This is a genomic window from Actinoplanes sp. NPDC051475, from assembly GCF_040689425.1.
Lineage (GTDB): Bacteria > Actinomycetota > Actinomycetes > Mycobacteriales > Micromonosporaceae > Actinoplanes.
The window spans coordinates 336,271-349,906 of record NZ_JBFAZZ010000004.1 but is presented as its reverse complement, the minus strand read 5'-3'; the positions used below and the strand labels follow the sequence as shown (position 1 = coordinate 349,906).

Genomic DNA, 13,636 nt, shown 5'->3' with positions numbered 1-13,636 from the left:
CCTAGCCTGGAGCCCGTGAAGGTCAGACGAATCGGAGCGTACGGGCTCTGCCGCGACGCCGCCGGACGGACGCTGCTCGCCCACAACTCCTCGCTGTCGGCGTTCCCGGGCCTCTGGACCCTGCCCGGCGGCGGCGTGGAGCAGGGCGAGGACCCCGACGACACCGTCGTCCGGGAGTTCGCCGAGGAGACCGGCCTGCACGTACGCATCACGGGCCTCCACTCGGTGACCGCCGACGTCTTCCGCCTTCCACACACCGATACGTGGGAACACACCGATCGGATCATCTACGACGTCGAGATCATCGGGGGCGAGCCGCGCGACGAGGCCGCCGGTACGACGGACCGGGTCGCCTGGGTGACCCCTGGCGAGCTGCCGCTCATGCCGTTCACCGCCGGGGTGCTGGGGCTGCCGGTCACGCCCTCCGACGTGCCGGCAGACCCCGCGGAGCCGCCGGTGCGCGGCAACCAGCGGTTCGGCGCGTACGGGATCGTGACGGACCCCGGCGGCCGGATCCTGCTCACGCAGATCGCCGAGGGGTATCCGGGGGCCGGGCTCTGGCACCTGCCGGGCGGCGGCACCGACCACGGTGAGCTACCCGAGGTCGCGCTCGCCCGGGAGCTCGTCGAGGAGACCGGTCAACACGGACGGGTGATCCGCCTCCTGGGAACCTCGCACCGGCACGATCCGGCCGCGCTCGGCCCGGAGGGCGTACCGGTGGATTGGCATGTCGTCCGCGTGTTGTTCAGGGTTTCCGTGGACCGGCCGACAGAACCTGTGGTGACGGAGGAAGCGGGAGGCTCCACGGCGGCGGCGGGCTGGTTCGACCAGGTCACTGCGGGTGACCTTGATCTGACCGAAGTCGCCCGCTCGGCATTGCGGCGGCTCGCGGAGGAAGGGGCTCATCGGGGAAGTGGGTTGCCCGACCTCGGTTAGACTCGTCACAGGGCCGAGCAGTGTGCGTGCCTCCTCGCCCCGGCGGAGGAATGAAAACTCCAGAGAACGATGTTGCACACGAGGGTCGATTCGTCTCTCGCCAAGAGGCCTCGGCTGTGCGATTGTGTAACCCGCCTTAATCACGGTCCGTAGGCGTACGGGCGATGGGCATCACCCCGCGGCGGCCGAAGCCGGCGGGCATACCGACCCCAAGATGGAGGAGCACGTGCCGAGAACCCCTTGGCGCCGGCGTCGTACGACGGATAGTCCCCGTCCCGCCGGACGTCGTTGGGCAGGCAGGCTGCGCCGCGGCGGAAGTCTCGCGCGGCAGGCCCTGTTCGTGCGGGTGGGACGCCGATCCGCGGATGCGGGGCGCGCCGCCACCGCCACCCGGGCAGAGGTGATCTACACCGGCACGGAGCTCGTCCCGTACGCCGGACGTGGCCGCACGGTGGCCACCTCGGGCAGCCACGGCCCGGCCGCCGTGGCGTCGCCGGTCCTCGTCGAGGCCGGCCCCGAGTCGCTGCTGCCCGGCGAGCACACGGTCCGCCGCCGGATCAGCTTCGCCCTGGTCAACTCGTGCACTCTCGCCAGCCTGGCCCTCGGCCTGCTGGCCATCTTCCTGGCGATGCACGGCGACGCTCGGCTCGCGGCCGGCTGCCTGGTCGCCTGCGTGGCCTTCGACGGCCTGGACGGGGCCCTGGCCCGCCGCCTGGGCGTGTCCAGCCCGTTCGGCGCCCAGATGGACTCCCTGGCCGACATGTGCTCGTTCGGCCTGGCCGCGCCGGTGGTCGTCTACGCGTCCCTGGAGCACACCGTGCCGACGGCCGCCGCCGCCGTGGCGTGCATGCTCGTGGCGGGCTGCGCGGCCATCCGCCTCGCGCGGTTCAACGTCTCGCCCAAGGACGGCAAGTTCTTCTCCGGCGTACCGACGACGATGGCCGCCGCGGTGCTGGCGCTGACGGTGCTCATCGGCCTGCCGCTGCCGGGCATCGTGGTGCTCGGCGGGGTGGCGGTGCTGGCGTTCGCGATGGTGTCCAGCTTCCCGTACGCGAAGCTCGCCCGGGTCGTGAAGCTGCCGCCGTGGGTCTGGCTGCTCCCGATCGTGGGCGCGCTGGTGGACCCCCGGCTGACCTTCGTCTTCGTCGTGGGTGCGTACCTGTTCAGCGGCCCCGTCATGTGGTTGCGCGCCAAGCGGGCCTGACCCGGAACGTGTGAAAAGGCCCCCACCCGGACCGGGTGGGGGCCTTTCGCGTCTCCGGGCTCAGCGTCGGCGGGCTCAGCGCCAGCGGGCTCAGCGCCAGCGGGCGATGACCGAGCTCGCGCCGATCACCTTGTCGCCGACGGCGACGATCGCCTCCGCCTTGGCGGCGGGCAGGTAGACGTCGGTGCGGGAGCCGAAACGGATCAGGCCCATGCGCTCGCCGCGGGCCACCAGGGTGCCGACCGGCGTCCGCTGGACGATGCGGCGGGCGATCAGGCCGGTCCGCTGGGCCACGACCACCGTGCCGTGATCGGTGTCGAGAACCGTGTACGCCGCCACGTTGTGCTCCGCGGCGGCCGTCATGGCGTTGGCGTAGCCGCCGTCGATCACGAAGTAGTCCTTGACCCGGCCCGCCACCGGAACGCGGTTGACGTGCACGTCCAGGACCGACAGGAAGACGGCGATGCGCAGGAACTCGCCCTCGCCGAGGCGCTCGTCGGTGAGGCGCTCCACGGACAGCACCTTGCCGTCGCTGGCCGCCACGACCGCGTTCGGGTCGTCCGGGGTGTCGCGCTCCGGGTCCCGGAAGAAGGCGGCGACGGGGCCTGCCAGCAGGGCCGGAAGCAGCCACAGCTTCGACTTGGGGCGGGTCGCGCGGGCGAGGGCCGCCAGCCCGAGGGTGATGCCGGCGGCCGCCACCCCGTTGGAGTCGATGTGCATGCTCCGGGTGACCGGGACGCTGGAGGGACGGTACGCCGGGGCCAGCCGCGCCGCCTTCGCGCTGTCCGCCTGGCTGAACCGGAGCTTGTGGATGCGCAGCGGTGGCTGGTTGCGGACCACGAGATCCGAACCGACCCCGAAGAGGGCGCTCTGCCGGAACAGCTCGGCGGCCGCTCCACCGGTACGCCCCGGGGCCGCCGGCGTGGCCACCGACACGACCGCGCCGTCCGTCAGGTACTTGCTCAGGCCGTCGAGGACGGCGCGGGTCTCCTCGGCCGTGCCGGTCAGCGGCTCGCCCAGGACGACCACGTCGGCGGGCTCCGCCTCGGTGAGCGACTCGACGATCCGCACCCGGTCGGCGATCCAGCTGCCGAGGCCGGTGATGTGGTCGCGAAGCAGCTCGGCGGTGCTGCGCTCGCCCGCCACCAGGATGAGCGTGTCGCCCGGCAGCAGGGCCTCGACCGCCGCGGCCACCACGGCGGAGGCGTGGTCGGCGCCGATCACGAGGGCGGTCGTCGCCTCGTTGTGGCGCGCGAACTCGGCGGTGAGGCTGCGTGCGGCGCGAGGGCCGACGCCGGTCACAGGGGCGGTGGACACGGGGGGAAACGCCGTCATGGCATGAGCATATGGCGCCGGCCGCGGGTCCCACCCGTTGGTGTGACCCGCGGCCGGCGCAAACGGTCAGTCCTGGCGGCGGAGGACGTCCGGCTCGGTGTCCCCGTCCGTCGCCGTCGCCGTCGAGGCGGCCGGGGGCGCGGGCGGCAGGTCGATCCGCTCGGCCGGGTTGTCCAGCAGTTCCCGGACGATTTCGGCGTGCATCTGCGGTGGGAGGTCTCCCGGCGTCTCCACCTGCGCCTCCGCGGCGACCGGCGCGGGCACCTCGGCCCGGCGGCCCGAGCGGATGGCCCCGAGGAGCCCGAGCGCGCCGAAGAGGATCAGCAGGCCCGCCACCAGCCAGCCCAGCGCCGGCAGCCGCAGGTTGACCACCTGCGAGACCGCCCACCAGAGCGCGACGAAAGCGAAGATCAGGCCGAAGCTCAGCGAAATGCCGTCGGTACGGTGCGGCTTCACCGGGTCACCTCCACGTTGCCCGTGTCCATCTGGATCGCCAGCCGCAGCGAGCCGCCGCCCTTGCCGTCCGGCCCGAGGTCGGTGACACCCTGCACGTCCTGGCGGCCGGTCAGCTCGCGCCCGTAGATCAGCGCCCGGCCGTCGTCCATGCTCACGCTCGTCGTGGCGTCGACGTTGTCCGGCAGCAGCACCCGGACCTGGCCGAACTTCATCGCGACCGTCACCGCCTGGTCCTGGCCGGTGAAGTCGAGGGCCCGCAGGTCCAGCGTGGCGTTGCCGACCGAGAAGTCGTACCGGTCCGCCACGGCGGCGAGCGTCTGCGGCCGATACGTGTTGTTCGCGAACTCCCCGCCGAAGCGTTCCACGCCGGTGGAGATCGACAGCCCGATCGTGGCGAGGATTGCCAGGAAGATGAGCCCGCGGGCCCGCCCGAACCAGGCCCCGACGATGAGGCCCAGTGCGATGGTGGCGAGGGCGGCGGCGAAATAGCCCGACACCGGGACGTTCGCCCCGGCCACGTCGACGGCCGCCAGGATGCCCATCACCACCACGACGCCGAAGAAGGTGATCCGGCCGAGCTTCGAGCGCTCGCGGGGCCGCTTCGGTGCCCGTGGCGGGGCCGGCGGAGCGTACGGCGGCTGCCCCGCCCCCTGCGGCCACGAACCGTAGGGCGGCTGCCCGGCGCCCTGCCACGCGCCGTGCGGCGGCTGTCCGGCGCCCTGCGCCCAGGGGCCGTGCGGGGCGAACGGCGGCCGGTAGCCCCCGCTGGGCGGCCCGAACTTCGGCGGTGCCGGCGGCCAGGGCGGAGCCGGAGGCGCGGACGAGGCGGGCGAGGCGGACGGTGCCGGTGGTGCCAGGGGTGGCAGCGGCGCGGTCACCGGTTCGCCGGCCGGTGCCGCGGCGGGCGCCGGAGCGCCCGCGGCCGCGAAGGCACCCGCCGGCTCGGCAGCCGGGTTCTCCGGCGAGGCCGGCGCCGACGGCGCGGCAGCGGGAAAGGTCGCGGTCGCCGCCCACGGGTCCGCGGCGGGCACCGGGCCGGCCTTGCCCGACTTCTTCAGCACGAGGGCGCCACAGACCAGCACGGCGGCCGCCAGCAGCGTCGCCCGGAAGCCGTCCTGCACGACGAACGCGAAGGACACGGCGGCGGCGGCGCCGAGCACCACCACCGACAGCGGCGCCATGCCCGAGCGGCCGCGGCCGAGCAGCGACTCCACCGGCGAGGCGGTGTCACCCTCGGCCGGGATCAGCAGCCAGCCGACGAGGTAGATCAGGATGCCGACGCCGCCGAAGAAGCCGAGGACCGCGATCAGGACGCGCCAGAGCACGGGGTCGGTGTTGGTGGCGCGGCCGATCGCGCCGCAGACGCCCGCGACGTAGCGGCCGCTGCGGGGGCGGATCAGCTTCTCGCGGGAGAAGACCGGGCCGTCGGGAGCGCCGAACCACGGCGGCGGGTTTCCGGCGGGCGGCGCCGTGTCGCCGGGGGGCGGCGGGGGCGGGGCGTCCGGCGCGGGCGGCTCGTACGCCGGCGGTACGTCCCCGGCCGGGGGAGTGCTCGAAGGCGCCGGTGCGTCCTGCGACGACCCGGCAGCTTCGCGGGACTGGGCAGCTTCGTCGGTCATGGCTTCGATACTGGCGGTCGGGACACCCGGCCCGCCTCAGGCACCGACCCTGAGGCCACCCTGATATCCCGGGCCGCCCGCCATGGGTGACTTTCCCCGTGGCCCGGGCGGGTCCGGACGTGTGACGATCGAACCGGCCCACCTGCGGGCCCCGACCCGAGGAGTGCAGCGATCACCGCCACCGCCGTACCGCCGCCGACGCGCCGCCTGTACCGGCCGCGCGACCACCGTGTCATCGCCGGTGTCGCGTCCGGTATCGCGCGCCACCTCGGCATCTCGGTGACGGTCGTGCGCATCGCGCTGGTCCTGCTGCTCGGCTTCAACGGGCTGGGCCTGCTGCTCTACGCCGTGTTCTGGGCGGTCCTGCCCCAGCAGCTGCCCACCGGCGCGGCGAAGCCCCATCGGGACCTGGCCCTGCTGCTGCCGTTCGGGGCGATCGGCCTGGGCGTGGTGCTGCTTCAGGGGCTGCTGTTCCGGGACCACGGCGGCGCCGGAACGGCCGGGTGGCTGGTCGCGGTGATCGCGGTCGGCGCCGGCGTGATCTGGCACCAGTCCGATCCCACCCGCCGGGGCACCTGGACGGACGGCTCCCAGGCGCCATGGCTGGCCGCCGTGGTCGCGGAGAGTGACCGCCGCTCGTTCGTGTTCCGGTTCATCGGCGGCGGGGTCCTCGTCGCGGTGGGCGTGATCGGTGTGCTGTTCGTGTTCCTGCCGAAGGGCAACCTCGCCACGGTGTTCAACGGCGTGATCTTCGCCTTCGTAGGCCTGCTCGGGGTCGGCGTGGTGGTGGCCCCGCTGCTGTGGCGCACGTTCAGCCAGCTCCGCAGCGAGCGCGAGGGCCGTATCCGCGAGCAGGAACGGGCCGAAGTGGCAGCCATGATCCACGATCAGGTGCTGCACACCCTCGCCCTGATCCAGCGCAACTCCGCGGACATCAAGGAGGTCCAGCGCCTCGCCCGCGGCCAGGAACGCTCGCTGCGCAACTGGCTGTACAAGCCGACGGCCTCGCCGACCGAACGGTTCGGCGCGGCGCTCGAGCAGGCCGCCGCCGAGGTGGAGGACACGTACGCGATCTCGGTCGAGACCGTGGTCGTGGGGGACACGCAGTGTGACGAAAGGGTGGCTGCGCTCGTGGCCGCCGCCCGCGAGGCGCTGGTCAACGCGGCCCGGCACGCGGGGGTGGAGACCGTCTCGCTGTACGCCGAGGTCGAGGACGACGAGCTGAGCGTCTTCGTGCGCGACCGCGGCGCCGGCTTCGACCCGAACGGGGTGGAAGATACCCGGCATGGCGTACGCGGCTCGATCATCGGACGCATGCAGCGGCACGGCGGCAAGGCCGTGATCCGCAGCGCGCCCGGGGACGGCACCGAGGTACGCCTGACGCTGCCCGCCTCGCGGGACAGCGTCACCGCCGGAAAGGAGAACGCACGATGACCGAGCCAGCTACCGATGAGGGCCGCCGCCTGACCGTCTTCCTCGTGGACGACCACGCGATGTTCCGGGCCGGCGTCCGCGCCGAGCTGGGCGCGCACGTCGACGTGGTGGGAGAGGCGAGCTCCGTGTCCGAGGCGGTGTCCCGGATCGCTTCGACCACCCCCGACGTGGTGCTGCTCGACGTGCACATGCCGGACGGCGGGGGCCGGGCCGTGCTGGACGCGATGCGGCGCACCCACCCGCAGGTGAAGTTCCTGGCGCTGTCGGTGTCCGACGCGGCGGAGGACGTGATCGGACTGATCCGGGCCGGCGCCCGCGGGTACGTCACGAAGACCATCTCGCCCGACGAGCTGGCCGCGGCGATCAAGCGCGTGGCGGACGGCGACGCGGTGTTCAGCCCGCGCCTGGCCGGCTTCGTGCTGGACGCCTTCGCCGCGCGTCCGGACGTGCCGGTGGCGGATCCCGAGCTCGATCAGCTCACCAACCGGGAGCGGGAGGTGCTGCGACTCCTGGCGCGCGGGTACGCGTACAAGGAGATCGCCAAGGAGCTCTACATCTCCATCAAGACGGTGGAGACCCATGTGTCGAACGTGCTGCGGAAACTGCAGATGTCCAACCGTTACGAACTGTCGAGATGGGCGGCGGATCGGCGACTCGTCTAGGGCGGTTCAACCCTCCGGCCAGGGCGATTCGGCGCGCCCTGGGCTAAACCCGACATTGCGGTTACCCAAAGTTGTTGGATCATTACGGGGGTGCCCGAACCGCTGGTCAGAGGACTGTTCCTGACCGAAAGTATGATCTTCCGGAGGCCGCGGGAGCCCAACTGGCGAATATCGGGTTGATAACGGCGCCCTCAGGGACTAGTGGCTCTGTGCGAAGGTGGCACCTACTCACACAACCCCTCGTGAGCGCCCCTGAAGGAGACACTCCCATGTTTGGGAATCGCCCATGGAAGATGGCGGTCGGCGCGACCGCCATTGCCTTGTTGGCCGCAGGTTGCTCTGGAGGCGCGTCGGAGGACACCGACGCCAACTCCAACAGCATCGTCATAGGCATCGGAGAGCCCCAGCACCTCATTCCGTCGAACGCGACGGAAACCAGCGGTGCTCAGGTCCTCGCCGCCCTTTTCTACCCGCTCGTCGACTTCGACGCGCAGAGCAAGCCGGTTGAGGTCGCCGCCGAGTCGATCACCTCCGACGACAACAAGGTCTGGACGGTGAAGCTGAAGTCCGGCTTCACGTTCAGCAACGGCGAGCCCGTGGTCGCCGACAACTACATCGACGCCTGGAACTACGGCGCCTACGGGCCCAACGGTCAGGGCGCCTCCTACTTCTACGAGCGCATCGAGGGCTACGCCGACCTCCAGTCCGTCGACCCCGACGGCGAGGACGGCCCGCAGAAGGCTCCCGAGCCCAAGGCCAAGACGCTGACCGGTCTCAAGAAGGTGGACGACTCCACCTTCACCGTGACGCTGTCCTCGCCGTTCGCCGGCTGGGAGTCCGTCATGGGCTACACGGCGTTCTACCCGCTGCCCAAGGCCGCCTTCTCCGCCCCCGGCGTCATCGCCGACGGCTTCGAGGACGCGATCATCGGCAACGGCCCCTTCAAGATGAAGGGCACCTGGGAGCACGACTCGCAGATCGTCGTCGAGAAGGTCGCCGGCTTCAAGGGCACCAACCCGAAGATCGACGGCGTGAACTTCAAGATTTACCAGGACCAGAAGGCCGAGTACGCCGACCTGGTCGCGGGCAACAACGACGTGCAGACCGCGATCCCGATCGAGAGCCTCGCCGCCGCCCCGGGCGACCTGGGTGACCGTTTCAAGAAGAGCCCGAGCTCCTCGTTCGCTTTCGTCGGCTTCCCGACGTTCCAGAAGGAGTTCTCGGACAAGCGGGTCCGGCAGGCCCTCTCCATGGCGGTCAACCGCAAGGAGATGACCGACCAGATCTTCCTCGGCTCGCAGACGCCGGCCACGTCGTTCGTCTCCCCGGCCGTCGCCGGCTACCGGGAGAACACCTGCAAGGCCAACTGCGAGTACAACCCGACCAAGGCCAAGGAGCTCTACACCGCGGCCAAGGGTCCGGCGAAGATCCAGGTCACGTACAACGCCGACGGTGGCCACAAGGCCTGGGTCGACGCCATGTGCAACCAGATCAAGGCGTCGCTCGGTGTGGACTGCACCGGCGTGGGTGAGCCCAAGTTCGCGGACCTGCTGACCAAGGTCGAGAAGAAGCAGCCGGTCGGCCTCATCCGCCTCGGCTGGGTCATGGACTACCCGCTGATGGAGAACTACCTCGGCCCGCTGTACGGCACGGGTGGTTCCTCGAACTACTACGGCTACAGCAACCCGGCGTTCGACAGCCTCGTCAAGGAGGGCTCGGCGGCGAAGACGACCGACGAGGCCATCACGAAGTGGCAGCAGGCGGAGGACATCCTCGCCGAGGACATGCCGGTGATCCCGCTCCGCTTCGGCCAGAACGTCTTCGGCCACTCGGAGAAGGTCAAGAACGTCGACGTGGACATCTTCACCAAGGTCGACCTGTACAAGATCGAAGTCGCAAGCTGATCTGAGCCGTTCGTGCAGTGGTGGCGTCACGGATTTTGTGCAACCGTGGCGCCACCGCTGCGTGTAATCCCCCTACTTCAGCCGCCGTGCCCACGAGGCCCGGCGGCGCATCTTCCGCGGAAGAGGCTAAATCCGTATGTTCCGCTATATCGTGCGGCGCCTACTCCAGATGGTCCTGACCTTCTTCGGGGCCACCTTCATCGTGTACGCGCTGATGTTCGCCAACCAGGACGACCCCATCCAGGCTCTGGCGGGCGAAAAGCCCATTACCGCCAACGTGCGGCAGGCGCTGACCGAGCGTTACCACCTCAACGAGCCCTTCATCGTGCAGTACTGGTACTACATGAAGGGCCTGCTCACCGGTAACTTCGGTATCTCGCTCACCGGCCGCAAGATCAGCACCATGATGGAGACGGCCTGGCCGATCACCATCAGGCTCGCCCTCATCGCGATGGTGATGGTTGCCGTCGTGGCCCTCGTCGCCGGCGTCATCTCCGGCATCCGGCGAGGCAGCATCTTCGACAACGTGACCCTGGTGGTCACGCTGGTCATCCTGTCGCTGCCGATCATCGTGCTGGCCCCGCTATGCCAGCTCATCTTCGGCATCAAGCTCGGCTGGTTCCCGCCTACGGCGGGCGCGCACCCGACGTTCTGGGCGCTGCTGTTGCCCGCCATGGTCCTCGGCAGCCTGGTGCTGGCGACCGAGCTGCGCGTCACCCGCGCCTCCGTCGCCGAGAACCTGCGCTCCGACTACGTTCGCACGGCCCGCGCGAAAGGTCTGTCCCGCCAGCGGGTGATCGGCGTGCACGTGCTTCGCAACTCGCTCATCCCGGTCGTGACGCTCATCGGCGTCGACATCGGCGGCCTCATGTCCGGCGCGATCGTGACCGAAGGCGTGTTCAACATCCCCGGGGTCGGCTTCAACCTCTTCCGCGGCATCCGGACCGAGGACGGTCCGCTCGTGGTCGGGTTCGTGAGCATCCTGGTCATCGTCTTCCTGGTCGTGAACCTGCTGGTCGACCTGCTGTACGCCGCCCTCGACCCGAGGATTCGTTATGAGTGATCTCGAAGCAGTAACCACCGCGGCCGGTCCGAGCGGCGAAGCGCCCACCGAGCCCCGGCACGCGAGCAAGAGGGACAAGCCCCGCAGCCTCGCCGGCGACGCCTGGATCGACCTGCGGAAGAGCAAGATCTTCTGGTTCGCGGCCATCCTGGTCCTCATCATCGTGCTGATGGCCCTGTTCCCGTCGCTCTTCGGTGCCGGGGACCCGCGGACGTGTGCGCTGTCCCGTCAGCACGCCGGGCCGAGCGGCAACGCCTTCTTCGGCTTCGACTACCAGGGCTGCGACGTCTACGCGAAGACGATCTACGGCGCTCGCAACTCGCTGCAGGTGGGCCTGCTGGCGACGCTGATGTCCGGTGTCATCGGCCTGTTCTTCGGGCTCGGTGCCGGCTACTTCGGCGGCTGGGTGGACGCGATCCTGTCCCGCTTCATCGATGTCGTCCTGGGGATCCCGTTCCTGCTGGCGGCGATCGTGCTGGCCAAGCGCCTCTCGGCCGACCCCGGCAGCAACGGCGTCGCGGCCGTGACCCTGACGCTGGGCGTCCTGGGGTGGACGACGGCGGCCCGCATCATGCGGTCGTCGGTCATCGCCTCCAAGAACCAGGACTACGTGGCGGCCGCGCGGATGCTCGGCTCCGGGCCGGCGCGGCTGATGGTGCGGCACATCCTGCCGAACTCGACCGCGTCGTTCATCGTGGTGCTGACGATCCTGCTGGGCGCGAACATCGCCAGCGAGGCGACGCTGTCGTTCCTCGGCATCGGCCTCAAGAACGGCGCCATCTCGTGGGGCATCTCGATCGCCGAGGCGAGCCCGTTCGCCCGGATCGCGCCCGCGCCGCTGGTCTGGCCGTCCGTCTTCCTCGCGGCCACGGTGCTGGCCTTCATCATGCTCGGCGACGCGGTCCGCGACGCCTTCGACCCGAAGTTGCGGTGACCGCAGACATGACCGACATCAAGGCGGAGATCGACGTTCTGCCGGGTCTCGACCCGCGCGCGCCGCTCCTCGAAGTGAACGACCTGCACGTGGAGTTCCGCACCCAGTACGGCGTCGCGCACGCCGTCAACGGTGCCAACTTCACGCTGGCGCCGGGCGAGACCCTGGCCATCCTCGGCGAGTCCGGCTGCGGCAAATCCGTGACCGCCCAGGCGATCATGGGCATCCTGGACAGCCCTCCCGGCTTCATCACCAAGGGTGAGGTCAAGTACCGCGGCCTCGACCTGCTGAAGCTCCCGGAGAGGGATCGCCGCAAGGTCCGAGCCAACCAGATCGCGATGATCTTCCAGGACGCGCTGTCGGCCCTGAACCCCGTGTTCACCGTCGGCTACCAGCTCGCTGAGCTCTTCCGCAAGCACCGGGGCATGTCCCGGGCGGATGCCCGGAGGCGCTCGATCGAGCTGCTCGACCAGGTCAAGATCCCGGCCGCCAGGGCCCGGATCGGCGACTACCCGCACCAGTTCTCCGGCGGTATGCGCCAGCGCGTGATGATCGCGATGGCGCTGGCGCTGGACCCCGAGGTGCTGATCGCCGACGAGCCCACCACGGCGCTGGACGTGACCGTGCAGGCTCAGATCATGGGCCTGCTCGCGGAGCTCCAGCAGCAGCGCAACATGGGCCTCATCCTCATCACGCACGACATGGGCGTGGTCGCGGACGTCGCGGACCGCATCTCCGTGATGTACGCGGGCAAGGTCGTCGAGGAGGCGCCGGTCTACGACATCTACGCGCGCCCGGCCCACCCGTACGCGAAGGCCCTGCTCGAGTCGATTCCCCGGCTCGACATGAAGGGCCAGCAGCTCAACGTCATCAAGGGCCTCCCGCCCGCGCTGACCGCCATCCCGAAGGGCTGCGCGTTCAACCCGCGGTGTGCGTACGCCCAGGACGTCTGCCGGCAGGATCCGCCGCCACCGCCGTACATCGTCGCGCCGGGCCGTACCGCCCGTTGCCACTTCTGGAGGGAGGTGGTCGGGCAATGAGCGACCGTAACGACGTTGTGCTCGAGACCAAGGGTCTCGTGAAGCACTTCCCGATCACGCAGGGCATCGTGTTCAAGTCGAAGGTCGGTGCCGTGCGCGCCGTCGACGGCGTGGACATCCAGCTGCGCCGCGGCGAGACCCTCGGCATCGTGGGAGAGTCCGGCTGCGGCAAGTCCACCCTCGCGAAGCTGCTCGTCGGGCTGGAGAAGCCGACCTCGGGCTCGATCAACGTCCGCGGCGAGAACATGGTCACGATGAAGGGCGGCGCGTTGCGCCGGGCCCGCCGCAACATCCAGATGGTGCTGCAGGACCCGTACACGTCGCTGAACCCGCGCATGACGGTCGGCGACATCATCGGCGAGCCGTTCGCGATCCACCCCGAGGTGACCCCGCGCAAGGGGCGCGCCCGGGCGGTGCAGGACCTGCTCGACACGGTCGGCCTCAACCCCGACCACGTCAACCGCTACCCGCACCAGTTCTCCGGCGGCCAGCGCCAGCGCATCGGCATCGCCCGCGCGCTCGCCCTCAAGCCGGAGATCATCGTCTGCGACGAGCCGGTCTCCGCGCTCGACGTGTCGATCCAGGCCCAGGTGATCAACCTGCTGGAGGGTCTGCAGAACGACTTCGGCCTCTCGTACATCTTCATCGCCCACGACCTGTCGGTGGTACGCCACATCTCCGACCGGGTCGCGGTCATGTACCTCGGCAAGATCGTCGAGGTCGGCGGCGACGAGCAGATCTACGAGTACCCGACGCACCCGTACACGCAGGCACTGCTGTCCGCCGTACCCGTGCCGGACCCGAGGCTGCGCGGCCTGCGGGACCAGATCGTCCTGGAGGGCGACGTGCCGTCGCCGGCGAACCCGCCGTCGGGCTGCCGGTTCCGGACCCGGTGCTGGAAGGCGCAGCCGATCTGCGCCGAGCAGGAGCCGCTGCTGCAGATCCGGGAGCGGTCGTCGCACCCGAGTGCATGCCACTTCGCCGAACCGCGGGACGTCGTCCACGCGGTCTGAGCCACGGTGAAAGAGGGGTCCGTCCGGTTGGGCGGG

At 70.4% G+C, this 13,636-nt stretch carries 12 protein-coding genes; 9 read left to right on the top strand and 3 right to left on the bottom strand.

Annotated features, from left to right (window positions below):
• Window positions 1-15 precede the first annotated feature (15 nt).
• Both AB0368_RS11110 and AB0368_RS11105 read left to right on the top strand, forming a co-directional pair.
• Window positions 16-936 (top strand): NUDIX domain-containing protein, encoded by a 921-nt coding sequence (locus AB0368_RS11110; protein ID WP_366153653.1) that lies wholly within the window; start codon window positions 16-18, stop codon window positions 934-936.
• Window positions 937-1,237: 301 nt separating this feature from the next.
• Window positions 1,238-2,140 carry a CDP-alcohol phosphatidyltransferase family protein gene (locus AB0368_RS11105; protein WP_366153787.1) on the top strand — a complete coding sequence of 301 codons (903 nt, stop codon included), beginning with the start codon at window positions 1,238-1,240 and terminating at the stop codon, window positions 2,138-2,140.
• A 90-nt stretch (window positions 2,141-2,230) separates the two neighbouring features.
• On the opposite strand, the gene AB0368_RS11100 is transcribed toward AB0368_RS11105, so the two are convergent.
• The 3 genes from AB0368_RS11100 to AB0368_RS11090 form a co-directional block, all read right to left on the bottom strand.
• Window positions 2,231-3,475, bottom strand: coding sequence for a phosphatidylserine decarboxylase (locus AB0368_RS11100; protein WP_366153652.1), 1,245 nt, complete (start codon window positions 3,473-3,475; stop codon window positions 2,231-2,233).
• Between the two features lie 66 nt (window positions 3,476-3,541).
• Window positions 3,542-3,931: a hypothetical protein gene (locus tag AB0368_RS11095; RefSeq protein WP_366153651.1), complete on the bottom strand. Its 390-nt coding sequence runs from the start codon at window positions 3,929-3,931 to the stop codon at window positions 3,542-3,544.
• The gene (locus AB0368_RS11090; RefSeq protein WP_366153650.1) at window positions 3,928-5,550 is read right to left on the bottom strand and encodes a PspC domain-containing protein; all 1,623 of its coding nucleotides are present in this window, start codon (window positions 5,548-5,550) and stop codon (window positions 3,928-3,930) included. Before AB0368_RS11090 ends, AB0368_RS11095 begins: the two co-directional genes overlap by 4 nt.
• Window positions 5,551-5,757: 207 nt before the next feature.
• Between AB0368_RS11090 and AB0368_RS11085 the strand changes: the two genes are divergently transcribed.
• From AB0368_RS11085 to AB0368_RS11055, 7 genes are all read left to right on the top strand, one after another.
• Entirely contained in the window at window positions 5,758-6,984 is a 1,227-nt protein-coding gene (locus AB0368_RS11085) for a PspC domain-containing protein (RefSeq protein ID WP_366153785.1), read from the top strand.
• Window positions 6,981-7,646 (top strand): response regulator transcription factor, encoded by a 666-nt coding sequence (locus tag AB0368_RS11080; RefSeq protein ID WP_366153649.1) that lies wholly within the window; start codon window positions 6,981-6,983, stop codon window positions 7,644-7,646. Before AB0368_RS11085 ends, AB0368_RS11080 begins: the two co-directional genes overlap by 4 nt.
• Before the next feature lie 269 nt (window positions 7,647-7,915).
• Window positions 7,916-9,550: an ABC transporter substrate-binding protein gene (locus AB0368_RS11075; RefSeq protein ID WP_366153648.1), complete on the top strand. Its 1,635-nt coding sequence runs from the start codon at window positions 7,916-7,918 to the stop codon at window positions 9,548-9,550.
• Window positions 9,551-9,686: 136 nt separating this feature from the next.
• Complete coding sequence (locus tag AB0368_RS11070) at window positions 9,687-10,613, top strand: ABC transporter permease (RefSeq protein WP_366153647.1); 927 nt, start codon at window positions 9,687-9,689, stop codon at window positions 10,611-10,613.
• Window positions 10,606-11,547, top strand: coding sequence for an ABC transporter permease (locus AB0368_RS11065; RefSeq protein WP_366153646.1), 942 nt, complete (start codon window positions 10,606-10,608; stop codon window positions 11,545-11,547). The genes AB0368_RS11070 and AB0368_RS11065 overlap by 8 nt, the downstream gene beginning before the upstream one ends.
• An 8-nt stretch (window positions 11,548-11,555) precedes the next feature.
• Window positions 11,556-12,587 carry an ABC transporter ATP-binding protein gene (locus AB0368_RS11060; protein ID WP_366153645.1) on the top strand — a complete coding sequence of 344 codons (1,032 nt, stop codon included), beginning with the start codon at window positions 11,556-11,558 and terminating at the stop codon, window positions 12,585-12,587.
• The gene (locus tag AB0368_RS11055) at window positions 12,584-13,600 is read left to right on the top strand and encodes a dipeptide ABC transporter ATP-binding protein (RefSeq protein ID WP_366153644.1); all 1,017 of its coding nucleotides are present in this window, start codon (window positions 12,584-12,586) and stop codon (window positions 13,598-13,600) included. Before AB0368_RS11060 ends, AB0368_RS11055 begins: the two co-directional genes overlap by 4 nt.
• Window positions 13,601-13,636 lie beyond the last annotated feature (36 nt).

Coding starts and splice junctions, on each gene's coding strand:
- AB0368_RS11100 (WP_366153652.1), bottom strand. CDS start 3,475: ATGACGGCGTTTCCCCCCGTGTCCACCGCCCCTGTGACCGGCGTCGGC.
- AB0368_RS11090 (WP_366153650.1), bottom strand. CDS start 5,550: ATGACCGACGAAGCTGCCCAGTCCCGCGAAGCTGCCGGGTCGTCGCAG.
- AB0368_RS11080 (WP_366153649.1), top strand. CDS start 6,981: ATGACCGAGCCAGCTACCGATGAGGGCCGCCGCCTGACCGTCTTCCTC.
- AB0368_RS11075 (WP_366153648.1), top strand. CDS start 7,916: ATGTTTGGGAATCGCCCATGGAAGATGGCGGTCGGCGCGACCGCCATT.
- AB0368_RS11070 (WP_366153647.1), top strand. CDS start 9,687: ATGTTCCGCTATATCGTGCGGCGCCTACTCCAGATGGTCCTGACCTTC.
- AB0368_RS11065 (WP_366153646.1), top strand. CDS start 10,606: ATGAGTGATCTCGAAGCAGTAACCACCGCGGCCGGTCCGAGCGGCGAA.
- AB0368_RS11060 (WP_366153645.1), top strand. CDS start 11,556: ATGACCGACATCAAGGCGGAGATCGACGTTCTGCCGGGTCTCGACCCG.
- AB0368_RS11055 (WP_366153644.1), top strand. CDS start 12,584: ATGAGCGACCGTAACGACGTTGTGCTCGAGACCAAGGGTCTCGTGAAG.